This window comes from Xanthobacter sp. DMC12 (assembly GCF_056314105.1).
Window position 1 is genome coordinate 1,480,336 of sequence record NZ_JBQUYZ010000001.1, and the last position, 25,354, is coordinate 1,505,689.

Annotated in this window: 19 protein-coding genes and 2 pseudogenes; 8 read left to right on the forward strand and 13 right to left on the reverse strand. The window is 65.9% G+C overall.

What is annotated here, in order from left to right:
* Positions 1–58 precede the first annotated feature (58 nt).
* From ACT535_RS06870 to ACT535_RS06890, 5 genes are all read right to left on the reverse strand, one after another.
* Positions 59–1,219 (reverse strand): acyl-CoA dehydrogenase family protein, encoded by a 1,161-nt coding sequence (locus ACT535_RS06870; protein ID WP_476363795.1) that lies wholly within the window; start codon positions 1,217–1,219, stop codon positions 59–61.
* 101 nt (positions 1,220–1,320) lie between these two features.
* Positions 1,321–2,703, reverse strand: a complete 1,383-nt coding sequence (locus ACT535_RS06875; RefSeq protein ID WP_476363796.1) for an ABC transporter substrate-binding protein — start codon at positions 2,701–2,703, stop codon at positions 1,321–1,323.
* The gene (locus ACT535_RS06880; RefSeq protein ID WP_476363797.1) at positions 2,598–4,754 is read right to left on the reverse strand and encodes a 3-hydroxyacyl-CoA dehydrogenase NAD-binding domain-containing protein; all 2,157 of its coding nucleotides are present in this window, start codon (positions 4,752–4,754) and stop codon (positions 2,598–2,600) included. Before ACT535_RS06880 ends, ACT535_RS06875 begins: the two co-directional genes overlap by 106 nt.
* A 16-nt stretch (positions 4,755–4,770) precedes the next feature.
* Positions 4,771–5,979, reverse strand: a complete 1,209-nt coding sequence (locus ACT535_RS06885) for an acetyl-CoA C-acetyltransferase (protein ID WP_476363798.1) — start codon at positions 5,977–5,979, stop codon at positions 4,771–4,773.
* 94 nt (positions 5,980–6,073) lie between these two features.
* On the reverse strand, positions 6,074–7,648 hold the full coding sequence (locus ACT535_RS06890; RefSeq protein ID WP_476363799.1) for a class I adenylate-forming enzyme family protein: 1,575 nt from the start codon (positions 7,646–7,648) through the stop codon (positions 6,074–6,076).
* A 198-nt stretch (positions 7,649–7,846) separates the two neighbouring features.
* Between ACT535_RS06890 and ACT535_RS06895 the strand changes: the two genes are divergently transcribed.
* Complete coding sequence (locus ACT535_RS06895; RefSeq protein ID WP_476363800.1) at positions 7,847–8,950, forward strand: CaiB/BaiF CoA transferase family protein; 1,104 nt, start codon at positions 7,847–7,849, stop codon at positions 8,948–8,950.
* A 94-nt stretch (positions 8,951–9,044) separates the two neighbouring features.
* On the opposite strand, the gene ACT535_RS06900 is transcribed toward ACT535_RS06895, so the two are convergent.
* The 3 genes from ACT535_RS06900 to ACT535_RS06910 are packed head-to-tail and all read right to left on the reverse strand — an operon-like array spanning position 9,045 to position 13,910.
* Positions 9,045–10,589, reverse strand: coding sequence for a hypothetical protein (locus ACT535_RS06900; RefSeq protein ID WP_476363801.1), 1,545 nt, complete (start codon positions 10,587–10,589; stop codon positions 9,045–9,047).
* 18 nt (positions 10,590–10,607) lie between these two features.
* Positions 10,608–11,408 carry a crotonase/enoyl-CoA hydratase family protein gene (locus ACT535_RS06905; protein ID WP_476363802.1) on the reverse strand — a complete coding sequence of 267 codons (801 nt, stop codon included), beginning with the start codon at positions 11,406–11,408 and terminating at the stop codon, positions 10,608–10,610.
* 33 nt (positions 11,409–11,441) lie between these two features.
* Complete coding sequence (locus ACT535_RS06910) at positions 11,442–13,910, reverse strand: CaiB/BaiF CoA-transferase family protein (RefSeq protein ID WP_476363803.1); 2,469 nt, start codon at positions 13,908–13,910, stop codon at positions 11,442–11,444.
* A 272-nt stretch (positions 13,911–14,182) separates the two neighbouring features.
* Here ACT535_RS06910 and ACT535_RS06915 point away from each other — a divergent pair, with 272 nt between their 5' ends.
* Positions 14,183–15,115, forward strand: a complete 933-nt coding sequence (locus ACT535_RS06915) for a LysR family transcriptional regulator (protein WP_476363804.1) — start codon at positions 14,183–14,185, stop codon at positions 15,113–15,115.
* 135 nt (positions 15,116–15,250) lie between these two features.
* Here ACT535_RS06915 and ACT535_RS06920 read toward each other — a convergent pair whose 3' ends face one another.
* The gene (locus ACT535_RS06920; RefSeq protein WP_476363805.1) at positions 15,251–15,970 is read right to left on the reverse strand and encodes a TetR/AcrR family transcriptional regulator; all 720 of its coding nucleotides are present in this window, start codon (positions 15,968–15,970) and stop codon (positions 15,251–15,253) included.
* A 188-nt stretch (positions 15,971–16,158) separates the two neighbouring features.
* Between ACT535_RS06920 and ACT535_RS06925 the strand changes: the two genes are divergently transcribed.
* The 3 genes from ACT535_RS06925 (at position 16,159) to ACT535_RS06935 (ending at position 19,906) form a co-directional block, all read left to right on the forward strand.
* Entirely contained in the window at positions 16,159–17,709 is a 1,551-nt protein-coding gene (locus tag ACT535_RS06925; RefSeq protein WP_168459713.1) for an AMP-binding protein, read from the forward strand.
* A gap of 102 nt (positions 17,710–17,811) precedes the next feature.
* Positions 17,812–18,675, forward strand: a complete 864-nt coding sequence (locus ACT535_RS06930) for an NAD(P)H-dependent flavin oxidoreductase (protein WP_476363806.1) — start codon at positions 17,812–17,814, stop codon at positions 18,673–18,675.
* Positions 18,676–18,700: 25 nt separating this feature from the next.
* Positions 18,701–19,906 (forward strand): ABC transporter substrate-binding protein, encoded by a 1,206-nt coding sequence (locus ACT535_RS06935; protein ID WP_168459715.1) that lies wholly within the window; start codon positions 18,701–18,703, stop codon positions 19,904–19,906.
* A 191-nt stretch (positions 19,907–20,097) separates the two neighbouring features.
* Here ACT535_RS06935 and ACT535_RS06940 read toward each other — a convergent pair.
* From ACT535_RS06940 to ACT535_RS06955, 4 genes and pseudogenes are all read right to left on the reverse strand, one after another.
* A pseudogene (locus tag ACT535_RS06940) lies at positions 20,098–20,244 on the reverse strand (transposase); the annotation flags it as partial.
* Positions 20,207–20,453 (reverse strand): annotated as a pseudogene (locus tag ACT535_RS06945) (VirB8/TrbF family protein); the annotation flags it as partial. The pseudogenes ACT535_RS06940 and ACT535_RS06945, both read right to left, overlap by 38 nt.
* 145 nt (positions 20,454–20,598) lie before the next feature.
* A complete protein-coding gene (locus ACT535_RS06950; RefSeq protein ID WP_476364003.1) occupies positions 20,599–21,312 on the reverse strand; it encodes a DUF2161 domain-containing phosphodiesterase in 714 nt (237 codons plus the stop codon).
* 13 nt (positions 21,313–21,325) lie between these two features.
* A complete protein-coding gene (locus ACT535_RS06955; protein ID WP_476363807.1) occupies positions 21,326–22,039 on the reverse strand; it encodes a spermidine synthase in 714 nt (237 codons plus the stop codon).
* Between the two features lie 673 nt (positions 22,040–22,712).
* Here ACT535_RS06955 and ACT535_RS06960 point away from each other — a divergent pair.
* The 3 genes from ACT535_RS06960 (at position 22,713) to ACT535_RS06970 (ending at position 25,152) form a co-directional block, all read left to right on the forward strand.
* Complete coding sequence (locus tag ACT535_RS06960; RefSeq protein ID WP_476363808.1) at positions 22,713–23,993, forward strand: tyrosine-type recombinase/integrase; 1,281 nt, start codon at positions 22,713–22,715, stop codon at positions 23,991–23,993.
* The gene (locus ACT535_RS06965; protein WP_476363809.1) at positions 23,990–24,736 is read left to right on the forward strand and encodes a hypothetical protein; all 747 of its coding nucleotides are present in this window, start codon (positions 23,990–23,992) and stop codon (positions 24,734–24,736) included. The genes ACT535_RS06960 and ACT535_RS06965 overlap by 4 nt, the downstream gene beginning before the upstream one ends.
* 134 nt (positions 24,737–24,870) lie before the next feature.
* A complete protein-coding gene (locus tag ACT535_RS06970) occupies positions 24,871–25,152 on the forward strand; it encodes a helix-turn-helix transcriptional regulator (protein WP_476363810.1) in 282 nt (93 codons plus the stop codon).
* Positions 25,153–25,354: the final 202 nt, after the last annotated feature.

Here is a 25,354-nt window from a genome sequence, read left to right on the forward strand (position 1 = left end):
GCGAACAATCTCCCTGATCCATTTCATCCGGCGGCTAGCAGCGGAACACCGCGCCGCCTCAGCGCAGCTTGCGCTCGTCGAGCCCAATGGCGCGCCCGATGATTTCCTTCATGATTTCCGAGGTGCCCGCGAAGATTCGGGAGACTCGGGCGTCGGCATACATGCGCGAAATCCGGTATTCGTCCATGTATCCGGCGCCTCCGTGAAGCTGGAGGCAGTCATCAATGGTGTCGTTTTCAAGCTCGCTCGCGAGCAGCTTCACCTCGGCGGCCACATCGGCAGTGAGGCGTCCGGCGTTGGCGAGCATCACGCACTGGTCGACGAAGGCCTGGGTCGCGTCCAGGCGGGTCCGCAGGCCCGCCATGACGAAACGCGAATTCTGCATGGCCCCCACCGGCTTGCCGAAGGCGCGCCGCTCGCGGATGAAGTCCAGCGTCAGGTCGAACGCCGCCTTCGCGTGGGCGAGCGAACCGATGGCCACCTGTAGCCGTTCGTTGGCCAGAAGCTCGGCCATGTAGGCAAAGCCGCGGTCGGGCGCGCCGACGAGATTTTCCTTCGGCAGCTTCACGTCGTTGAAGAACAATTCCGCCGTGTCCTGCATGGGCAGCCCGAGCTTGCCAAGCTTGCGCCCGCGCTCGAAGCCCTCCATGCCGCGCTCGACGATGAACAGCCCGATGCCGTGTCGCGCCTCCCGGTCCGTACGCGCGGCGACGATCACCACGTCCGCCAGAATTCCGTTGGAAATGTAAGTCTTGGAGCCATTCAGCAGCCAATGATCGCCCTTGTCTTCCGCCGTCGTACGTATGGCGGCGACATCGCTGCCGGCCGATGGCTCGGTCATGGCGAGGGCGAGAATGGTCTCGCCACGCGCGGCGCCGGGCAGGAAGCGGCGCTTCTGCTCGGGCGAGCCGAAATGTCCGATATAGGGAGCGACGATCTGCGAGTGCAGGTTCTGGTAAAAGCCGGGATCGCCCCCGCGCACCACCTCTTCCTGCAAGATCTGGTCGAAGCGCAGGTCGGCGATGCCGGAGCCGCCAAGTTCCTCATCGGCCCACATCAGCAGCAGGCCGGCCTCGCCCGCCTTGAGGAACACCGCGCGGTCGACGTGCCCCTGCGCTCGCCAGGCATCCACATGGGGCGCGACCTCGGCCTCGACGAAGCGACGCGCCGTCTCGCGGAACATCTGGTGCTCCGCCTCGAAGATGGTCCGTGGGAACACCTGGGTCTCCATTACAACAGAGAGCGTCCCGGGCAGGGGCAGGCCGGCCCTCGGGGCCAGCCGGGCGGCCGGGAGAACCCGACCACCGCGCCCCGTGACGGCTAGCTTTTGACGAACGGGCAGTTGCCCTTGTCCAGCGGGCGGATGATCTCCGCAGCCGGCACGCGACGCAGGACCGTCATCAGATCCCAGGGCTGCTTCACCTCCGAGGGCTTCTTCATTTCGAAGAGGAACATGTCCTTCATCAGCCGCCCGTCCGCGCGCACCATGGCGCCTTCGGCGAAGAAGTCGTTGACGGGCATCTCCTTCATCTTGGCGAGCACCACCTTGCCGGAATCGCTCTTTGCCTCCGCCGCCGCGCGCAGATAGTGCAGGGTTGCACTATAGACGCCGGCCTGGGTCTGCGACGGCATGGCGCCGTTCATCTTGGCGGCGAAGCGCTTGGCAAAGGCGCGGCTCGCATCGTCCCGATCCCAGTAATAGCCCATGAGGAAGCGCAGGCCCTGGCCGAGTTCCGGGCCGACGGACTTGGCCGACGGGGTATCGAAGAGCGGCGTCGCGAGCTTCTGCCCCATGTCGGTGATGCCGAATTCCTTGGCCTGCTTGATGGCCGTGATGGTGTCGCCGGGACCGTTCGCGAGCGCGATAATCTTCGCCCCGGACTTCTGGGCCTGCAGCAGAAAGGAGGAGAAGTCGGGGTTGTTGATGGGGTGCCGGACGGCCCCCTTGACGGTGCCTCCCGCCTCCCTGACGACATTCGCCAGGCTTTCTTCCATCGCCTTGCCGAAAGCGTAGTCGGCCGAGATGAAGAACCAGCTGTCACCGCCCTCTGCCAGGATCGCCTTGCCGAGGCCCTGCGCCAACGAATAGGTGTCGTAAAGCCAGAGCGCGCCGGTGGGCGAGCAGGCTTCACCGTAAAGCGACGCCGTGGCCGAGCCCACGTGGAGCACCGCTTTGTCGTTGGCCCGGCCGATCTCCTGAACGGCGAGGCTGACTGCCGAATTGGAAAGATCGATGAACACGTCGGCACCTTCGGTGTCGATCAGTTCGCGCGCCTTCAGGGCGCCAAGATCGGCCTTGTTCTGGTGGTCGGCGCTGAGAAGCTTGATCGGCACGCCGTCGATGCTGCTCCCGAAATCCTCGATCGCGAGTTCGGCGGCCACCACCGATCCCTTGCCGGCGGCGTCCGCATAATGGGAGCTGATGTCGGTGAGCACCACCACATTGACGGCTTTGTTGCTGAATTCGGCGTGCGCCACGCTTGTGGTGAGCGACAGCAAGGCCGCAGCGGCCAGACGTCCTATCATTGTTTCCTCCCCATTTTGCGGGCGATGAAACCCGCATGTTGCTTGTTCATCGGGATGCGGGTCGGCGGGGCTCAGGCCGCGCTCTGCCGGACGATGCCGGTTGCGGCAAAGACCTGTTCCATCAGACCGTCCGTGACGGCGAACCGAGGGCCATGCGCCGCGGCGAACCGGGCGCAATCCTCAAGGAAGGCGTCCTTGCCCACGGTGGCGATCAAAGACAGAGCGCCGCCGGTCCAGGCCGGAAAGCCGATGCCGAGAACCGAGCCGAGATCGGCGGTCTGCGCGTCGTCGATCACCCCCTCGGCGAGGCACCGCGCACTCTCCAGGGCCTGGATGTAGAGCAGGCGCTTGCCGACATCCTCCGCCGCGGGCTGCGCGGCCGCAGGCGGATAGAGATCGGTGAGGCCCGGCCACAGGAGCTTGCCGCCGTCCGCCGCATAATCGTAGAAGCCGCCGCCGCTCTTGCGCCCCAGCCGGCCGAGCACGTTGAACCGCTCCACCACCGGATTCGCATGGGCGCGCAGGAAACGGGCGTCCAGCCCGTCCGCCTTGGCTTGGTCGATCACCAGCTTCTGGAGGTCCAGCGAGACTTCATCGGTCACCGCCAGCGGTGGCACAGGGAAGCCGGCCATGCGCGCGGCATTCTCGATGAGGGCGGGAGCAACCCCTTCGGCCAGCATGGCCATGGCTTCGTCGATATAAGTGCAGAAGACGCGGCTGGTGTAGAAGCCCGGACTGTCGTGCACGACGATGGGCACCTTCTTCAGCCGCGATACGAAGGCAAGGGCATCCGCCACGGTCTGGTCCGAGGTCGCCTTGCCGACAATCACCTCGACCAGCGGCATGCGCTCCACCGGCGAGAAGAAATGCAGTCCGACGAAGCGGGAGGGATCCGCCACGTTCACCGCCAGCGAGGAGATGGACAGGGTGGACGTGTTGGAGGCGAACACGCCGCCCTTGGCCAGCAGGCGTTCGGCGGCGCGAGTCACCTCGGCCTTGACCGCGCGGTTTTCAAATACCGCCTCGATGATCAGGTCGGCGCCCTCAAGGGCTTCGTAGCGCGCAGTCGGGCGGATCCGGGCCAGGATCGCCTCGGCCTTCTCCGCAGCGAGGGCGCCACGCGCGACCTCCTTTTCGCGCTGCGTGCGAGCATGGCTGAGGCCGCGCTCAGCCGCTTGAAGGGTGCGGTCGAGCAGCACGACCTCCACCCCCGCCCCGGCCGCGACGTTGGCGACGCCCGCGCCCATCATCCCCGCGCCGAGCACGCCGAGCTTGACCACGGCGCGGGACGCGGCCCGGGCCGTACCGAATGCGCCGCGTTTGCGCGCCTCGCCTTGCCGCAGGAAGGAGCGCACCAAATTGCCCGAAACAGGATCGGCGACCAGGAGGCCAAAATATTTGGTCTCGATCCGCAAGCCGGTGTCGAAGGGCACCTGCGTGCCTTCGTAGACGGCGGAGAGGATCGCATGGGGAGCCGGGTAGCGGCTCCGCGTGGCCTTGAGGCGCGTGGTACCGGCCTGGAAGCTGCGCGCGGCGTGCGACGCGAGCGGGCCCGCGCCACCGGGCACCTGGAAGCCCTTCACGTCCCACGGCGACACCGCGGAGGGACGTGTCAGCAGCCATGCCCGGGCGGCCGGGATCAATTCAGCCTCGGCAGCAGCGAGCTGATCGACGACGCCGAGCTTCTGCGCCTCCGCAGGTGCGAGGCTGCGGCCTTCCAGCAGGATCGGCAGGGCCTTCTCGATGCCGATGAGGCGGGGCAGGCGCTGAGTGCCGCCGCCACCCGGCAGCAGGCCGAGCGTCACCTCCGGCAGCCCCACCACGACGCCGGACTTGTCCACCAGAATGCGCCGGTGGCAGGCCAGCGCCAGCTCAAACCCGCCGCCGAGGGCAAGACCGTTGATGGCCGCCACCACCGGCTTGCCGCAGGTCTCGATGCGCCGGAATACATCGGCGCCCACACGCACCCACGCGGCAGCCGCGACGGCGTCGGCGCCGTCGTCGATCAGCGCCAGGATCTCCTTGAGATCGGCACCCGCGACGAAGCCCGAGGGCTTGGCGGAGGTGATGATGACGCCGATCACGGCATCATTGGCGGTGATCTTGTCCAGCGCCGCGCCAAGGTCCGCGAAGAGGGCCGGCGTCAGCACGTTCTGCGACCGGTCCGGGATGTCGATGGCGAGGGTGGCGATGCCGTCGGCATCGATAGTGAAAGCGAGCGTGGACATGGTTTCTCTCCGGCGCTCAGATGCGTTCGACAATGAGGGCGATGGCCATGCCGGCGGCCGCGCACAAAGTGATGAGGCCAGTGTTCAGGTCGCGCCGTTCCAGCTCGTCCAGCACGGTCCCGACGAGGATCGCACCGGTGGCGCCGAGCGGATGGCCCATGGCAATGGCGCCGCCGGCGACATTGACCTTGTCGTGCGGCAGATCGAGCTCGCGCATGTAGCGCAGCACCACGCTGGCAAAGGCCTCGTTGACCTCGAACAGGTCGATGTCGGAGACCGCCATGCCGGCGCGCTCCAGCACCTTTCGGGTCACCGGGGCGGGGCCGGTCAGCATGATGGCGGGCTCGCTGCCGATGCTGCCGGCGGCACGGATGCGGGCGCGCGGCTTCAGCCCCGACGCAGCGCCGAAGGCTTCGTTGCCGATGAGGACGGCGGCGGCGCCATCCACGATGCCGCTGGAATTGCCGCCGGTGTGCACGTGGGAGATGCGCTCCACCTGCGGGTAGCGCTGCAGCATGACGGCGTCGAGGCCGTCGCGCTGCCCGGTTTCCGCGAACGCGGCCTTCAGGCGGGCAAGGTCGGCAAGGCTTGTGCCGGGCCGCATGTGCTCGTCGCGGACGAGCACCGGCAGGCCGAGAACATCGCGCACCGGCACAACGGAGCGGTCGAACCAGCCTTCGTTCCAGGCGTGGGCCGCGCGCGCCTGGCTCTCCACCGCATAGGCATCCACCGTCTCCCGGTCGAAGCCCTCCATGGTGGCGATGAGGTCGGCGCCGATGCCCTGCGGGATATACCAAGTGTCCCAGTTGCTGCGCGGGTCGCTGTAGCAGGCACCGCCATCCGAGAAGATCGGCACGCGGCTCATGGATTCCACGCCCGAGGCGAGCATGGCATCGGCCTCGCCCGCCTTCACCCGGGCGCCGGCGATGTTCACCGCCTCCAGGCCCGAAGCACAGAAGCGGTTGATCTGCATCCCCGCCACGTTTTCAGCATAGCCGGCCTGGAGCGCGGCGACGCGGGCCATGTTGCAGCCCTGCTCGCCGACGGGGGACACAACGCCCATGATCACGTCGTCCACCAGCGCCGTGTCGAGCCCATTGCGGTCGCGCACGGCCTCCAGCACCTGGGTCGCGAGTTGGATCGGCGTGATTTCGTGCAGCGCGCCGTCCGGGCGGCCCTTGCCGCGCGGGGTGCGCACGTGATCGTAGATGAGAGCCTCGGCCATGCCGTCCTCGTGGGTTCGCGATGCGGGGCGGACGGCGCATGCACATCCGCAAAGGGGACTTCGACGGCGCGCCGCCGATCAGCATGTCGCGCGATCAGGCTGCCGCGCCGCCGGATCGCGCACTCGCATAAGCGGCGCGCAATTCACGCTTGAGCACCTTGCCGAGGGCGTTGCGGGGCAGGCTTTCGCAGATGGTGACCTCGGAGAGGCGCTGGTGTTTGGCGAGGCTCGCGTTGGCGAAGTCGAGCAGCGCCTCGGCGGTGATGCTGGCGCCCTGGCGCAGCACCACGAGGGCCATCGGCGTCTCGCCCCATTTTTCGTGCTCGACGCCGATGACGCTGACCTCGAGCACTTCCGGATGGGCCCCCACCACCGCTTCCAGATCCGCGGGATAGATGTTGAGGCCGCCGGTGATGATCATGTCCTTCTTGCGATCGAGGATGTAGAGGAAGCCATCCGCATCGAACTGCCCGATATCCCCCGAGCGGATGAAGCGGCGGCCGCGCGCATCGGTCCAGATGGCGGCGCGGGTCTCCTCGGGCCTGTTGTAGTATTCCCGCAGCAGCCCTGCCCCGCGCCCGACGATCTCGCCCGCCTCGCCGGGGGCGCAGACGCGGCCTTCCGCGTCGATGGCAAGCAGTTCCTGCCCCATCAGCGGCGTGCCTACAGAGAGCGGCTTCGCGGCCTGGTCCTCGGGGCGCAGCAGTGTGGAAGAGCCCTCGGTGAAGCCGTAAAGCTCGAAGAATTTCTGGCCGATGATGCCAATGAGGCGCGCCTTGATGTCCGGCCGCAGCGGTGACCCCGCCGACAGCATCATCTTCAGGCTGGAGAGGTCGTTGGCCTCGAAGCCGAAGCCGGTGAAGATCATCTGGATCTGGCTCGGCACGACGAAGGTGTGGGTGATGCGCTCGGCCTCGACGAGCTGAAGGAACGCTTCGGGCCGGAACTGGCGCTGGATGAAAAGTGTGCCCCCGTTGAACAGGGTGGGCATCACCACCAGCCAGGTGCCGGCGGTGTAGAGGGCGGTCGTCACCAGCCCGCGCGACAAGCCGTCGAAGCGCATCTCGAAGCCGTTCGAGACACAGAAATAGGTGCGCGCACCGTGGGTGTGGACCACGCCCTTGGGCAGGCCGGTCGTGCCCGAACTGTACATGATGCTGAACACGTCCTTCGACGTGAACGTCATATCCGGCTCCTCGCCCGATGCATCCGCGCAGAAGGCTTCGAGGCCGGTCCAGTCGGCGTCCGAGAAATCGACGCCGATGCGGCCGTCGGACCGCAGGCTGTCCAGACGGCCGGCAATCAGATCGACGAGATGGCGCAGATCCGCGGACGCGAGGACGAATGATGCCGCGGAATCCCCAAGCAGCGTCGCCACCTGATCGGCGGTCAGCATGCCCGACACCGGCACCATGATCGCGCCGGACTTCACCACGCCAAACATGGCCACGCAGGCGGCGACGGAGGACGAGCACAGCACAGCCACGCGGTCGCCCTTGCGCACGCCGGCGCGCAGGAGCGCGTTGGCAAGACGGTTCATGTGAGAGTTGAAGTCGCCCCAGGTCAGATGCCGGTCCTCGCACACGAGGGCAAGCTTGTCGGGATGGCGCCGGGCGTGGCCGGCCCAGATCTCCGGCAGGACAATGTCAGTCTGATCAAAGCCGTCCATCCAACGGTCCTCCCTGTCGCCCGCAGCCGCGCCCAGGGGCGTGGCGCCCGCCCTTGGGGCGGATCAGCGCTCTCGTTGCACGAGTTCTTGTTGGCATAATTTTTATCAAGCATTTGCTTGAAATGCTAGAGCACTCATGCGATTAATTTTATATCACTGATTATAAACATATTTTCCGCACACGAACGGGAGAGGGACATGGTCGCGGCGGCGCCGTCCAAAGAGCGGCGGGGACCCTTGGCGGGCCTGCGCGTTGTGGAGTTTCACTCGCTCGGCCCCGGTCCGTTCGCCGGGATGCTGATGGCCGACATAGGGGCCGATGTGCTGCGTATCACCCGCACGACGCAGGGCGAGCCGGAGGCCTTCGATCGCATCACCTCTCGCGGGCGCCGGGTGGTGTCCCTCGACCTGAAGCGCGAGCGCGAGACGGCGCTGGCGTTGTGCGGCGGCGCAGATGTGCTGATCGAGGGCTATCGGCCGGGCGTCATGGAGCGCCTCGGCCTCGGCCCCGAGCAGGTGCATGCGCGCAATCCGGGGCTGATCTACGGACGCATGACCGGCTGGGGCCAGGAGGGTCCGCTGGCGCGCACCGCCGGGCACGACATCAACTACATCGCGCTGACCGGCGCGCTTGCCGCCATCGGCCGGCGGGATATGGGTCCCGTGCCGCCCCTGAACCTCGTGGGCGACTATGGTGGCGGCGCCCTTTATCTCGTGATGGGCGTGCTCGCCGCCTTGTGGGAGCGGGCGCGATCCGGCGCCGGCCAGGTGATCGACAGCGCCATGTGCGACGGCGCCGCCTCGCTCATGAGCATGTTCTACGACATGCGCGCCGGCGGCACCTGGAGCCTCACCCGGGAAAGCAACCTGCTGGACGGCGGAGCGCCGTTCTACGGGACCTATGAATGCGCGGATGGTGGCCACATCGCCGTCGGGGCGCTGGAGCCACAATTCTGGCAAGAGCTGTGCACCCTCGCGGGGCTGGACACCCTCGACCCCGCCTTGCGCGACGACCCGGCGCGTTGGCCGGACCTGAGGACAAAGCTTGCCGATATCTTCCGCCAGCGGACCCGGGCGGAATGGTGCGCGCGGCTCGAACTGCACGACACGTGCGTTTCGCCGGTCCTCCATATGGACGAGGCCCCCCAACACCCCCACATGGTGGCCCGCGGCACCTTCATCGAGGTGGCCGGCCTCACCCAGCCCAGCCCCGCACCCCGCTTCTCCCGCACCCCACCGGCCGAACCGTCTCCGCCGCAGATCGAAACCGCGCAGGATGCGCTGCGGCGCTGGGGACTGTAGATCCGCAGGAACCAGCGGGGACGCCATTTGCCGACGATTTGGGCGGTCCTTGGCCGTGATGCGTTTGATGGCGTCCGCGGCGGAGGCGATCTGCTCAAGGGGCTGCGAACGTGAAATAGTTTATGCCGGCTGGTGACGTGACTTCGATGTTCGCTCCGATGACATCGTCTTCATGTGCCCGCAGACAGGTCTCCGGGTCGTCCCAAGAAGAGCGGGCGATGAAGCGCTTGTCGTCGTCGGTTCGACCGACAACGACCGCATAGCCGAGCCCCCCCTTGTTGTGCTGGACGGTATAGCTTTCCACCCGCCCCCGGCCCTCGTAGGCGTGCAGAACCTCCGGCGACGGCACTGCGTCGAGTTCCGCCTGGAGCGCCCGGCTGTCGCATTGTTTCCATGGCCTAGGCGAGCTGGAATACAGCCCGACAGTATATTTGGAGAGATAGCCACCGTTGGCACCGACAAATCCGGGGCGTCCGTCAGTTTTTCGGACCCGCTCCACCATCTCGACGATGGCGTGCATGGAATAATTGTTACCGGGTCCACCGAAAAAGGGCAGACCGCCCGTCACGCTCAATCCCCGCGGCTCATGCGGAGACAACCCAAAGGCATCGATTGCGACATTGGACACGGCGATCGGGAAGCAGCTGTAGAAATCGAATGTGCTGACACCTTCAACGCCCACGCCTGCGTAAAGAAGGGCAAGGCGGGAGGCCGCCGCCGCTGCCGGAGACGCCCCAAGGTCCGGGCGGTGCAGGACCGATTTTTCCACCGCGCGGGCATAACCGTGCAGGTAAACCAGCCGGTCCTCCGGAATTCCCAGATCAAGTGCCGCCTGGCGGGAGGCGAGGAGGACGGCGGCCCCGAGATTGACCTGGTCACGCGCGACCAGACGCAGCGGATAGGGGTCCGCGATCCAGCGATTGTGCTGCCCGACCGTCGTCAACTCATCGGGGCTGTAGGCCGGCACGTCCCATGCGGACCATGGATTGCGATGGGCGACCGCCGAAAGCGGCGCAAACAATTCCCCCATCTCCCGCGCATATGCCTCGCGCGTCAGCCCCAGGCGCTTCCTGCGGGCGTTTTCCGCGAGCGCGTAGACAAGCGTCGGGTTGCTCAATCCGTGCTTGTCCATCAGCGGATCACGGAACTCGTCGAGGCCTGCGCCGCGATCCTCCACCTGACCGCCGGGATCTTCCGAAAAATCGAGCGTGATGCCGCGCGCCTGCGCCGAACGCACCGTCGAAATGGCTTCGGCACCGGTCAGAAGCAACAGATTGAATTCGCCGGCAGCGATGCGCTCGCTGAACTCATTCACCAAATCCTGGGGCGTGTTCCCGCCAGCCTTGGTCCATGCGGCATAGCGCGGCTCCATGCCGAGGCGCCTGGCAATCGAGCGGGGAAAGTTGAGCGATTTTCCGAAGATCGCCGGCTGCGGCCGGGAATCCTCGAACGTGCGGGTGGTCGCGATGGCATCGCAGCGCCGCAGTGCATCCTCGCCGAGACCCGCATCGCGCGCGGCGGCCCGCGCCGCGTCAGCCGCCAGGTCGGATGCCGATGACGCCTTGTACGTCGGCGCGTCGATACGGTCGACGGACTGGCCGACGCCGATGATCACTGGATCTGAGGAAGAACGCGACATTTCAAAACCCTCTCAAGATCAACGCGCGGTCCAGACCGGGGCACGCTTCTCCGCGAACGCGCGCGGGCCTTCCTTTGCGTCGTCGGATGCGAAGACGCGCTCCACCTCCTCGTACGTCAGCTGCCAGGGGAGGTCGTCCCGCGGGCGCTCGGACCCCCGGATGCCGTTCGCAATGCGCTTGCTCGCCTGAACGGCGAGCGGCGCATTGAGGGCAATGCGCGCGGCCATGGCCATGGCCCGGTCAAGAAGCTGATCGCGCGGGACGACCGCATTCACGAGGCCCAGCGCCAGGGCCCGCGCAGCGTCGATCGGCTCTCCGGTGAGAAGCAGTTCCATGGCGATCTTCGGCGGAAGCTGCTCCAGCAACCTGAAGGCCCCCCCTGCCGCCGCAATGATGCCGCGGCGAACTTCAGGCAGGCCGAACATGGCAGTTTCACAGGCAACGGCGAGATCGCAGGCGAGGGTGATTTCGGTCCCGCCACCAAGGGCGAAACCATTGACGGCGGCGATCATCGGCTTGGCGATGGGGTGGCGGACAATGCCCGCAAAGCCCCACGCCGCGCGCTGCCCCTCTGCCGGCGTGATCCGTTCGCCGCGCGCCAATGCCTTCAGGTCGGCACCGGCGCAGAAGGCCTGGTCACCGGCTCCCGTCACCACCACCGCCCGCACCTCGGGATCGGCATCGGCGTCCTGCAAGGCGTCGCCAAGGCGCGTGGCGACAGCGAGATTGATAGCGTTGCGCGCCTCGGGCCGATTGATCGTCACCAGCAGCACGTGATCGTGCCGCTCAACGACAATGACGTTGTCCGACGTGGTCAATTTGTTTTCCTTCCTGCAGCCGGATCGCCGTTTTCAAGCGGCCCGCTGGGTTTGGCGTACGGCAACGACGTCCGCGGCAATGAGATCGTCGATCTGTCGGCTCGACAGGCCGAGCCACTCCTGCAACACCTCGACGGTGTGTTCGCCCATGAGCGGCGCCGGCCTCAGCTCGGGATCGGCCAGACGCGCCGATCGTACGGGACGGGTCTCCATCACCACAGGGTCGGCAAGGCCCGGATGACGGACCTTGCGATAGAAATCGCGCTCCCGAAAATAGGCGAACTCGGGCATCTCCATCACGCGCAGCATGGCGCCCGCGGGAACGCCGGCGTTCTGGAGCCGCTCCATCGCCTCATGGGGCGACAGATCGGCAAGCCATGCCTTCAAGGCACCCTCGATCTCGGCCCGATGCGTCACCCGGCCGTCGCGATGGTTCAGATCGCGATCCCCGGCCAGACCAATCAGCGCCGAGAGAGCTGCCCAATCAGCGTCGCCGCGCACCGTCACGGCACACCACTCGTCATCGCCCGCGCAGGGATAAACGCCCCATGGCGCATCGGGCTGGAGGCCTTCCACGGCGTGGCCCGCCGCGACAAGCTCCGCGGCCGCGATGTCGGCGCCCATGTGGTCGAGGATGACTTCGGCCTGCGCGATGCTGCCCGAGCCCCCCTGTCCGGTCCACCGCCGACGCACCAGCAAGGCGAGGGCTGTCAGGGCGCCGAGCCGCGCGGCGACATGGTCGGGATAGATGGTGAAGGCATCGGAGAACGACCCGGGCTCCCCGGCGTAGGCCCATTGCGCCGTGATGCCGGCAGCGGATCTCACCAGCGGGCCATAGCCGAGGCTTCCGCTGGCCGGACCGAACGGACCAAATGCGGAGCTGTCGACCATGACAAGGCGTGGATTGGCCGCAAGCAACGTCTCGCGGTCAAAGCCCAGCCCGTCGAGCGTGCCCGGCTTGAAGTTGGACAGCAGCACGTCGCTCTTCCGCACAAGGTCCAGAAACAGCGCCTTGCCTGCCGGGCTGCGCAGATCGAGGCTCAGGCCGCGCTTGTTGCGATGCCCGGACGCGAAGGACTGCGACATGGGGCCTCCATCCAGCGTCTGGCGCAACCCGTCGGGAAACGCAGCATTCTCGATCTTGACCACGTCGGCCCCGGCATCGGCCAACAACCGCGCTGTTTCGGCGCCAACCACGATCACGCCGAGGTCAAGGACACGAATGCCCGCCAGGGGCCTGCAAGCGTCCGATTCACCAGAGCGCGCTTCGTCCGTCGCTGCGAGGGTCTCGCTGATGCCGTCCAAAAGGTCTGCGCCGCTTTTGCCGTCGGGCGGCTGTCGAACGTCGGTGCCAGCGCGGGTGCCATCGATGGTCAGGCAGCTCCGGGACAGCCTCACCTCGATATCTTGGGCCAGCGAGACCGTCTCGAACAGGTGGCGCGCGGCGTTCTGTTCGGTTTCAACGGCCTCCTGCGGCGTCCGCACCATGGCGATCGGGACGCCGAATGTCTGCCCCTCCCGCTCCAGCTCGGCGCGGCTCTTGTCCGCGAAGAAGCGCGCGATGGCCGGAATCAGGTCCGGCGAGCCGAAGCGGACCCGGATCTGGTCGAAGGAGGGGTCTGCGAAGGCCACGGGAGATCCCATCCAGGTGAACATGCCGCGCCACTGACGCGCCGACAAAAGGCAAACCCTCACATAGCCGTCCGTGCAGGCGATGATGGGATAGCGGAAACGGACATCCGGCCGCCCCCGAGAGGTGTCGGCAGCCATGGAGCCGGCGGCCGCGCTTCCGGCCACCCCGAAGCCCGGATCAAGCGTCTGCACCACGCCATCGAGATTTGAGAAGTCGAGCCAGTCGCCGTGTCCGGACCCAAGGCGTTCGTGGAAGGCGAGCATCGTTGCCACGGCCGCCTGGGCGGCAGCGCAGCGCAGTGCGAGCGCGCCGGGCGGAAGAAGCGGCGCCCGGCCCGGAATGCCCGACCGCGCCAGTTGGCCCGAAAGCGCATGGAAGACGGGATCGGTTCCGGCCCAGCCGGTGAAGCCCCCGGTCCGGCCGAAGTCGGAAATGGACAGGATGACAAGACTTTTGTTGCTCGCCTGAAATGCAGGAATATCTAGCCAGCTCGAAGCCGTCGCCGATACGGAAACATCCTCGATGAGAATGTCGACGGTCCCGATCAGGCGCAGAAGACGGTCCCGTTCCGCGGGAACGACCGGGTCGAGCCGCTGCACGGTCTTGCCGCGGTTGAGCGCGAGGGCATCAAGGCTGACGCCGCCGAACATCCGATCCCCGGTGCCCGGAGCTTGCCGAGGCGACTGCGGGACATGCACGACATCCGCGCCGAGGTCGGCCAGGAGACGGCCCACCAGTCGCATGGGACCAGACACAAGCTCGGCGACGCGCACGCCGCGCAGAGGCAGATCAAGTGGCGCCCCGACATTGTCTTCATTGGGCACGGCGGTCGGCGACGGCACGTCGGCTGGGTGGACGAAAATATTCATGGACTTCCCCTCCCGGAAGCGGATGCGCATGGGGCCGTCGCCCCCCTGTCGCGATCATCGAGGAGGACACGACGCCCGTTCCGAAGCCGCCACCGCCTGGCGATAGCCCACGGGTATCCGCGTTAACGCCATCATGAATGGCCGCCGCTGGCGTCGTTTCCTCATCTTGATTTGCCTTGGAGTGTGCGATCGGACGCAGGGCACTGTCCAAGACGAATGCGTGTGCGATATATTCGGCTTCACTATAAATCGGCCGCTACCGGCAAGCAGTCATGGACATCGATTTCAAGGCCGCGATCCAATTCGCCCACCTCGCCCGAACCCGGTCCTTCAGCCGGAGCGCCTCAGACCTTGGGGTTTCGCAGCCGTGGCTCTCGGCACGGATCGCCCGGCTGGAGGAGCGTTTGGGATGCAAGCTCTTCCATCGCACCACGCGGCAGGTGGAGCTGACCGCCGAAGGCGAGCGGCTTCTGGCGGTTGCGGAGGTTCTGGCCAACAGTGCGGCCGCGTTCGAAATGGTTGCGCGGGATCTCCGTGGAGGCCGGGGCGGGCGCCTCAGGGTCGGCTCTCCGCCCTATGCTTCACATATCAATCAACGTGTCCAATTGATCGAGCAGTTCGCTGCGGCCACGCATGCGGGGGTCGAGCTCGACATCGGCTGGAGCCGCAATCTGATCGAGCGCCTGCGCCGCGACGAGCTCGATGCCGCCTTCCTGGTCGAGCCGCTTGACGGTCGGGGCCTTGAGCTCTTGCCCTTCTGCACCATGCAGCTGGTCGTCATCGTGAAAGCGAGCGACCCTCTCGCCACGCTCGCGGTTGTGCAGCCTTCGGATCTTGTGGGGCGTGGCGTCGGTGTCTTCACGCGGGCGCTCCATGCGAAGCTTTTCGATGAATTGTTTCCGCCACTTGCCGCCGCCGGAGCGAGGATCATGGAACTGCCCGAGATGAATTTTCGCGCATTACTGTCGGATCAGACGGCGGAACCAAGCGTCCTGATCACCATGGACGCCTCGCCCGCCGCTTTGGGGCGTACAGGCAACGGCTTGAGGGTTCTGCCGTTACTTGATGTCCCGAAGGTGAAATTGACCCTCGTCCGCCGCAGGGGACCCAACAGCGCGGCCTGCCAGCGCTTCTGGAGCATGGCCGAAGGCTATCGCCTCAAAGATGAGGCGCCTGATCCTGCCGCCCAAGAAATCCGGTCCTGACTGCCTCAATATTTTCTGTAACGACACGGACCTCAGGATCTGGGTCCAGGAAAAGGAGCAGCCTCCTTGCGATTCAGTACAGGCTCTGCTGCGTATGGGTCGTCCTTGACATCGTGAAGGGCGCGTGGCCGCGCTTTAGTTGCTCGACGGTCGCGTGGAGCAAAGCATACGCACCAAGTGCAAGCCTATCTCCTCGGGAGTGTAGCTCCCGCCGGGGCGGTACCAGGTCTGCGACCAGTTCAGCGCCCCCAGGAATTGCAGCTTGAAGAGATGGGGGTCAATGTCCGGCGGCAGGCCAAGGGCCTGGATCGCGTCTGACACGATCTGCTCGTAGGCGTCCCGCTGCTTCACCAGCTCCGCGCGATAGTCGTTGAGGCCTTTGGGAAACTGAGGAAAAACCATGATCATGAGACCCTGGTTTTCAAGGACGGCGCGACAGTGCGCGGCGGCGAGCCGCGCAAGCCGCGCCCAAGGGTCCTTCTCGCCTGCAAGCGCTGTTGTCGCCGCCTCCACGAGAAGCTTCATGCCGGCGCCATGCACTTCGACGAACAATTCTTCCTTGGAGCGGAAATAGTAATAGAGCGATCCGGACAACAGCCCGGTGGCGTCCGCGATGTCGCGCGTGGACGTGCGGTCATACCCCTTCTCGACGAACAGGATGCCTGCCGCTGCGATGATCTGATCGCGACGATCAAGGCCGGCGGGTATCGCGACCTTCGGAAGCCGCTGGCTCGGGCGACCGACACGCTTCTTGGGTTCCTTCGGCATCCAGACCGTCCAGCAGAAAAAGGCTTCCCGCGTGACGCGCGGGCCATCAAAGCTTGCCGCATAGCGCAGATCGTCACGAAAGCACAATGTCGGCGGCTCGGTCGTGGCCTTATCCGGCGCGCCGGTTCAGCTTGCGAAACGCCCCCGAAAGCGCCCTGACAGAATTTTGATCAATCACTTGCTTGATATTCGACTCGCTGTTAGCGTGGTCGAAAGGTCCAACAAACTGAGGCGCCCCCGGAGGGTAGCCGGACCATTCGGGGGAAGGATCAAGGATGAGGCTCATCGATTTTTTTGATCGGGCCGTAGCGCTCAATCCCCGCACCGCTTTTCTCCGCCAGGGCACGGTTTCCCGCACCTATGCCGATGCCGGCGACGCCTCCCACCGGATCGCGGTGGCCCTGAGGCGGGACGGGATCAGCCCAGGCGATCCAGTGGCCTTCTACATGCCCAATGACTGGCGCGGCGTGGAAGCGCTGTATGGCGCGTTCCGCGGGGCTCATCCGGTTGCGCCCGTCAACAGCAGGAACCCGATTTCACAGAACATCGCCTTTCTGCGGGCGGTGGGCGCAAAGGTGATGTTCTTTCACAGCCAGTATGCTGCGGACGCGGAGGCGGCGCGGCTCGCCTGTCCGCAATTGCGGCACCTGGTCTGCCTTGATGCCGCCGCCGGCGGAGCCCCCGCTCTCGATTCGTGGATGGCGGCGCCCGGGGCACGGATGCCCGATGTCGCCGCGGAGCCGACAGGGGCCTGGGCCATCTTCAGCACCAGCGGCACCACTGGTGAGCCGAAATGCGTCGTGCAGACCCATCTCACCGCGCTGGCCGTGACCTTCGACATGCTGTTCGCGATGCGCGTCCACGATCCCGTTCGCCATCTGGTGGTGGCGCCGGTCAGCCATTTCGCGGGCTCGTTCCTCTATGCCCTGACTGCGGTCGGATCCACCCATGTCCTTCACGACAGGGTGGATGTGGTCGAGATCATGCAGACCATCGCGCAGGACCGCATCGAGATCGTCTTCCTGCCGCCTACTGTGATCTACATGATGCTGGCGCATCCGCAGGTCCGCGATTTCGATTTCAGCTCTCTGAAGGCGATGGTCTATGCCGGCGCGCCGATGGCGCGCGCCAAGGTCCGCGAGGCGATCGATGTCTTCGGTCCCGTAATGATGAACATGTTCGGCCAGACCGAGGCCAATGGGCCCATTGCGTTCCTGCGCCCGGAAGAACACCGTCTCGATGCCGGCCCCGAATGGGACTGGCGGCTTCAATCCATCGGCCGCGCCTCCATTTGCCGTCAGGTCGAAATCATGGACGATGACGGCCGCATCCTGGAGCCGCACAAGGCTGGCGAAGTGGTCCTGCGGGGCTGGGGCAACAGCGCCGGCTACCTCGGCGACCGCGCGGCGACGGAAGAGCTCAATCGCCACGGTTGGCTGCATACGGGCGACGTGGGCATCAAGGACGAGGCTGGCTACATCACCCTGGTGGACCGCAAGAAGGACATGATCGTCACCGGGGGACTCAATGTCTATTCGGTGGAAGTAGAGCAGGTGCTTCATTCCCATCCTGCGGTGATGGCCGCCATTGTCATCGGCGTGCCGGACGCAAAATGGGGCGAGGCGGTCAAGGCCGTGGTCGAGCTGAAATCCGGTCAGGCCGCGTCGGAGCAGGAGCTGATCGCCCTCTGCAAGGCGGAGCTGGGTGGGGTCAAAGCCCCCAAGAGTGTGGAGTTCCGTCCCGAACTGCCACGCACGCCCACCGGCAAGATCCTGAAGCGCGAGATCCGCAAGGCCTACTGGGCAGGCCAGGAACGCAGCATCTGAGACCTGCCCCTCCGCACACAGGAAACGAACATGATCGGTCGCTCCGGACGCTCCTGGCCGCAGCTTCGGCGCGAACTGCGCATTCCGGTCATCGTGGCTCCCATGTTCCTCGTGTCGGGGCCTGCAATGGTTGCAGCTGCCTGCCGCGCCGGCGTCATCGGGAGCTTCCCTACACTCAATGCGCGCACTCCGGAAATCCTCGACGCATGGCTGGGCCTTCTCGGCGAGGAGACCAAGGGCGCCGCTCCCTATGCCGCGAACCTGATCTTGCACCGCAGCAATACCCGGCGCGAGACCGACCTCGATCTCGTCGTACGCCACCGTACGCCGCTGGTGATCGCCAGCGTGGGTTCGCCGGCCCCTGTCGTGGAGCGTGTCCACGCCTATGGCGGCACGGTGCTGGCGGATGTGGCGAGCCTGCGTCATGCCCGCAAGGCGGCGGATGCCGGAGCAGACGGCCTCATCCTGCTCACCGCCGGTGCCGGCGGAAACACGGGGTGGCTCAACCCGTTCGCCTTCGTCTCCGGCGTGCGCGAATTCTATTCGGGGCCGCTTGCGGTTGCGGGGTGCATCAGCCACGGGCGCGAGTTGCGTGCCATCGAGATGCTGGGTGCCGACATCGGCTACATGGGCAGCACTTTCCTCGCGGCAGAAGAGAGTCTGGCCCCACGGGAGCACAAGGCTGCGGTGATCGCCGCCGATGCGGACGACATTGTTCTCACCGACGCCGTGTCGGGGCTGCCCGCTAACTTCATCCGCAGCCGCCTTGAGGAAGCCGGCCTCTTGCACCCCGATGGACGCATCGAGCGTGCCCCCGGCGCAGATGACATCTTCTCGTGGAAGACGGTCTGGAGCGCGGGCCAAGGCGTAGGGGCGGTCAAGGCCCAGGAGCCCATATCCGCGATCGTGGGGCGGATCGAAGCCGAATACCTCAATGCCGCGCCGAATAAACCGGCCGGTCAATAAGACGAAATCTTCGGGAGGAAACTTGATGAGAGTGTCATCGGCAATCACCCTTGCCGCGAGCCTGGTGCTTGCGGTGCCAGCAACCGCCCAGGTCTCTGATTCCGTGGTCCGGATCGGGGTGATGAACGACCAGTCGGGCGCGCTGTCGGCCTTTTCCGGAAAGGGATCGATCGAGGCCGCCCGCATGGCGGTGGAGGATTTCGGCGGCAAGGTCCTCGGCGTTCCCGTGGAGGTGATCTCGGCGGATCACCAGAACAAGCCGGATATCGGCGCCGCCACCGCACGCAAGTGGTTCGACGTCGACCGCGTTGACATGCTGACCGACATCAGCAATTCGGCGGTTTCTCTCGCCGTTCAGGATATCGCCCGCACCAAGGGCAAGGTAGTCATGCACGTGGGCTCGGGGTCCGATCGTCTCTACGGGGTCGATTGCTCGGAGACCGGCTTCGTCTGGGTTTACGACACCTATACCTTCCCCCACTCCGTCGGAAAGGCGTTTTCGGGCAGTTCAGCCGGGACCTGGTTCTTCATTGTGCCCGACTATGCCATGGGCAAGTCCGCCGAGGTGGAGGCGACCTCCGTTGTCCAGGCTGCCGGAGGAAAGGTGCTGGGCTCCGTCCGCCACCCCGTGGGAACGCTGGATTTCGGCTCATATATCCTTCAGGCGCAGCGCTCGGGTGCGAAAAACATTCTGCTGCTTAGCGCGGGCCATGACACGGCTGAAACCGTGAAGCAGGCGGCGGATTTCGGCCTCAAGGACAGCGGACAATCGCTCGTCGCCTATGTGCTCTACCTGCAGACCGTGCACAGCCTTGGTCTGCAGGCCGCCCAGGGCATGAAGTTCGTCACGACCTTCTACTGGGACCGCAACGATGCGACGCGCGCATTCGCCCGGCGGTTCAAGGAGCGCACGGGACAGATGCCCTCGCAGGTCCATGCCGGCATGTACAGCTCGACCCTCGCCTACCTGCGCGCCGTGAACGCTGCCGGCACTGATGAGGGCAAGGCAGTCGCTGCAAAGCTGAAGGAACTGCCTGTCGATGACTTCTTTGCGGAAGGCGCCAAGGTGCGCGCCGATGGCCGGCTGATGAACGATGTCTTCCTGGCCGAGGTCAAGACGCCGGCGGAATCCAAGGGCGAATGGGACTATTTCAAGATCCTGGATCGCATCAAGGCCGCCGATGTGATGCGTCCGGTGAACGCTGGCGGATGCAAGTTGTTTGAACAATAAATGCATGACGGAAGACACGGATTTCGGCTCGGCAATGCCATCCTTCAGCGCCCGCGGTCTCTTGGCCGTGGGCGACCTTTTTACGCTGAGCGAGCGTGCCGCTGCCCCCCAGCAAGGCGCGGCGTGGAGAGAGGCGGTAAACAGGCATTTGCCGGGTCATGATCGGCCTCTTGGGCGCTTCGCCGATAGGTCGCGGCGAGCTTGAGTGCTGCGAGGAAGTTCTCCGGGGGCCGGTCGTATCGCGTTGCCAGGCCTCGCATCTGCTTGATGCGGTTAAAGAAGCGCTCGATTTGGTTCCTCTGGCGGTAGAGCCATGGACTGAAGGCGAAGTTCCGCTTGAACGACCCAGGGGACCACTGAACCGCTCATGGCCTGCCACGCCAGGGCACCGGAGAGGCCTGCGGAAAGGGCGAGGCAGCCGAAGGCCATAAGGCACCAGTTCTTCGCCTGGACCCGAGCCGATGCGGTCATCCCACACCTGGGCCGCACGCTGATGGAACGGCTTCACAGCGCGATGTGCAGATAGCACCGGCGGCTGAACCAGAATACGCCTTCCCGCATCGAGTATGGCCCGTCGCTTGGTCAATGGCATGTCGCGGCAGAGGGAACATCCGTGACGCTGCCCCGAGCTTTTGGTCCATGGCGATCTTTCGATTTCGTCGAGCTCGCGACGCCCCCTTGGACCGGCTGGATCATGCATCGTCGGCTGTGCCGGAGCCCATCGGCGCCCCCGCGCCCGCCGCAGTCGCGGAACCGGGAACCGCCTGCCAGCGGATCAGCGCTTCGCGCCCCGCGGGCGTGAGGCCGTAGATGCCGCGATCCACACGGGCGAACCAGCCATAGACGTTGTCCAGCAGGATTTTTCCGGCGTTGGGCGCGAATGCACGCAGATCGCGCGGGCGTTTGGGGGCTTCCGCCATGGCCAGGGCACAAGCGAGCGCCTGCTGTCGATAGGCGGTCATGATGGGTGTGCGAGAGCCTCCCCCCACCGCCGGATCACCCAGGCGGCGGCGGTGCTCCTCCACGAGCCGCGACCTGCGGCGCGGATCCTTGCGCGGCATGGGAGACAAGGGGCTGACGAGGACCGTCACCTCACCCCCGGACGAAACTCCGAGCATTCCGAAGCCGAGACGCCGGCACAGGTTGCGGAAGCGCGCGTCGCTTTCCCGTCCGTTTCCGCGCACCGATGTGCGCGCTGCGAGCCAGACCTCGTCGCAGGCGGAGGCGCGGTCGACGGCCTGGAGGACGAGTTCCAGATTGAAGCTGAGCTTCAATTCCCCGATGACCACGATCGGTATTCCGTCTCCCGCAAGCGCGACCAGGTCGCAGCCGCCGACCTCGCCTTTGACGGCAAAGCCGAGGCCCTCCAGAAACGCCTTCACGGGCAGATAAAGGGATGTCTCCAGGATACGCTCTCCGTCAGGCCGGCCTGTGACGGGCGGGGACGGGAGGGCGGACCTCCGGGTTGGTGGCGATCCAGATGATGTGGCGCGCCCCACCGCGCCCTCCATTGGCCCGCACGCGCGCCTCTTCGACGCCAAACCCCGCCTTGCGAACCCGCTGGGTGAAATTCCGGTCCGGCCTCGACGACCAGACGGCCAGCACACCGCCGGGCCTCAGCGCCGCCCGAGCCGCGCTGAGACCGGCAATATCGTAAAGTCGGTCGTTGGCCTCGCGTGTCAGCCCTTCGGGTCCGTTGTCGACATCAAGCAGGATCGCGTCGTAAGTCGCCCGGCCAGCACGGACCAGGCCGACCACGTCCTCTTCGCGGATGCCGACGCGCGGATCGGTCAGGCAACCTGCGAAGATCTCCGCCATGGGGCCGCGCGCCCACGCGACCACCGCCGGCACCAGTTCCGCCACGATGACACGGGCATCGGGCCCGAGTTCTGCGAGCGCCGCGCGCAGGGTAAAGCCCATGCCCAGCCCCCCGATCAGCACATGAGGCTTGGAGCGATCCCGAAGCCTGGCGCAGACCATCGTGGCGAGCGCCTCTTCCGACCCGCTGAGGCGACTGTTCATCAGCTCGATGGAGCCTGCCATGATCGAGAATTCCGTGCCGCGCTGCATCAGGCGGAGTCGGCCGCCGCCATCGGGCACGTCCGCGGTGTCGAGCTGCGTCCAGGGGATCACGGGTCACTCTTCGGTTGAGGAGCGCGTTGTGCGAGCCGCCGTATATAGGCCAAACCTCCGTCCCCGCGCCACCGGCCCCGCAACCGACCACGTGCCGCCGCGGGATGAGAGGGCTGGTGTCTCAAGTTGAGGGGCAAGGGGAATCGGAGGCCCGCCACTCACCGCTATTGCCGTGCCCGACAGCGCCAGAAGCAGAAGGTCGCTGCGACACGGAAGCTGTCCCGCACTTGTAAAGGAAGACCTGATCACCGCGGCGAGGCATAGGGATCTACCGACCTCGTGGCACGCAAGAGACCGTGGGAGCCAAGGGCGCCAAGCCGCGCGTCTCATACCGTGTCGAATTTTGGAAAAGACGGGATTCGGTCGCTGGTACGCGAGGATAAAAAGGGGGGCCTGCCACCCAAATGCCAATACAACTTTTAATTGAAATGGCGCACCCGGCACGATTCGAACGTGCGGCCTTTGCCTTCGGAGGGTAGTCGTCTAGCGTTTCCCTAGCTTCCTGCCCTTTCACTACCTTTCCGAAATCCTTGAAAACACTACGATCTGCAAATACGGTCGTTCCGGTAGTTGTACGGAATTTCCGTTTTGGTGGGTCCGCGTGGGTCCGAGGTGGGTCCGCCGGCAGGGCATGGAGGGGCTTCAGATGGCGCGGGTTCGGATAACGAAGCGGGTGGTCGACGCCATCGTGCCCGGCGAGGGGGAAACCTACATTTGGGACTCGGACCTCGTGGGTTTCGGCATTCGCGTCCAGCCCACCGGCTCTGGGGTCTACGTCGTTTCCTACCGCGTCGGCGAAGGGCGACGGGGGACCAAGCGGCGGGTGAAGATCGCGCCCATCGGGCAGATCACGCCGGATCAGGCGCGCGTCCTGGCAAAGGGAATCATCGGCGACGTTGCGAAGGGCGCTGACCCCGCGGAGCAGAAGCGGGCGGCACGAACTGCGATGACGGTCTCCGAGCTTTGTGATGCTTATATGGAAGCGGCCGAAAAAGGTCTGATACTCGGAAGACGGGGCGCGGCGAAGAAATCCAGCACTTTGTACGTGGACGGCGGCCGAGTGGAGCGGCACATCAAGCCGCTCCTCGGCAAAAAGTTGGTGCGAGACCTGACGACCGCCGATGTCACACGCTTCATGCGCGATGTCTCGTCCGGCAAGACCGCTGCGGTTGAGGTCACCGGGAAGCTCCGCGGCAAGTCGATCGTCCAGGGCGGCGCCGGCACGGCGGCGCGCACGGTCGGCCTCCTCGGCGGCATCCTCTCCTTCGCGGTTTCCGAAGGCGTCATCGAGCAAAACCCGGCCCGAGGGGTGCGCCGGCCGGCGGACAAGAAGCGGACGCGCCGCCTGTCGCCGGACGAGTATCGTCGCCTTGGGGATGCGCTGGCCGCCGCAGAAGAGGAAGGGGCGGCGTGGCAGGCGGTCGCCGCCGGCCGGCTTCTCGCCCTTACAGGTTGCCGCCTTGGCGAAATCGTCGGTCTCATGTGGGTCGAGGTGGACGCCGCCGGCTCAGCGCTCCGGCTGAAGGACAGTAAGACGGGAGCATCGGCGCGCCCGCTCGGGCGGGCCGCGCTCGCGGTCCTCAACGGCATCAATCGCGAAGCAGGTAATCCATTCGTCCTGCCGGGAGTTCGGGGCGAGGTCGGCCACTTTGGCGGCTTCCCGAGGGCCTGGGCGAAGATCGCGAAGGCGGCGGAATTGGAAGACGTCACGGCACATGTTTTGCGCCATTCCTTCGCGAGCACGGCCGCCGATCTCGGCTTCAGCGAAATCACCATCGGGGCACTGCTCGGCCACTCCGCTTCAAGTGTCACGAGCCGGTACACGCATGTCCTAGACGGGGTGTTGATCGCCGCTGCGGACAGGGTGGCGCGGGCCGTCGATGGGGCGATGAGGGGCGCCACGGAGCCGGCCGCAGAAGTGGTCGAGCTCGCGACCCGGCGGGCTGCCCAATGAGCCGCGCCGGCCCGGCTCGGAAGCGGGCGCTCGGCACCGACCTGCCGATGTGGCGGGAGCCGACCAAGGACGAGCACGCGGCAGGCGATCACGACAGCGAGGGTGCGCAATTTGCGCTTCTGATCGACGGGGTGCCGCCGGCCTTCGCCGCCGTCGTCGCCAAGGTCGCGCCGGGGGCTGACCCTCAGGCGCTTGTCCGGCCCGTGTTCGCCGCCTGGAAGGAAGCCAGCCGCAAGTGGGGAGTCCGAGATGAATCGCGCGGCCTGGCATTGCAGAGGCTCCGCGAAGAAGTGCAGTCGCTGAAGCGCGAGCGCAAGTTCATCGAGGAGCGGCGCGCGCTCTCGGAGGTCAAGCGGCCGGGCGAAGATGGACGGGAATGGTCCCTTGCACGGGCGCTTGGCATCGCCGCGCTCCGGGAGGGTGAAGTGCCGCCGGCCGATCCCGGCGCCCTCGGCACGGCCTGGGCGGAAGCGGACATCGCTCGCTTCGATCATCTCGCCGTGCGCATCGCTTATCTGACCGCTCAGTCGGCCGCGCTCGACGGGCGCGGCGATAGCGGCGGCCGACTTCGTGACTTCGCGGTCGAGCTAGTCACCGTCTTCGAGAACGCGACCGGAAAGCGCCTGACTGCGCGCAGGGATTTCGCCCGCTTCGTCGGGGCCTGCGCCGCCATGATAGGCGCGAACCTGCGCCAGTCGCAGGTCGAAGCCGTATGCGAGAGCGTAGCCAAGTCGAACAAGTAACCGGCTGATCCTGCGCTGGAAACGCGCGGAAGAAATAACGCCAAATTCACCGCTGTTTTGATTTGTGGCCACGGGCCGCAAATGGCGGCAACGTCTCCCCGGTAGCGCAACAGAGCGCAACAACGGGGAAGCACATGGACAGTAACTTCATCACCGTCACCGGAAAGAACGGCGCCCCTCGCACGTTTTCGTTCGATGATCATGTCCCGGTCGACGACGCCGCTCTGATTACCGGCTTCAGTTCTTCCAGCCTCAACAAGGCGCGGTGTAGCGGAATCAACACCCCGCCCTTCCGAAAGGTCGGGAAGAACGTCCGTTACCGGGTCCGTGATCTCGTCGATTGGCTGAACGCGCGCGAGCGGCACAGCACCTCCGAAGTCTCCGCCGAGGCCGCACGCGCCTCGTCTGCGGCCTGAGGAGGCCGCCATGGGCACCGACGCAAACCCCGGCGCGCTGGCGGCGCACCGGGGGCGGCAATAAAGCTGAGGACTTGCGAGAGCCTCAGTATAGCCGCCCCGATATCGACGAGGAAGGTCTCTCCTCGACCGACGTCACAGACGGGCGTGAGCTGATCGCCAAGATCATTGAACGACCGGACGGCCGTTTCGAATTGGCGGT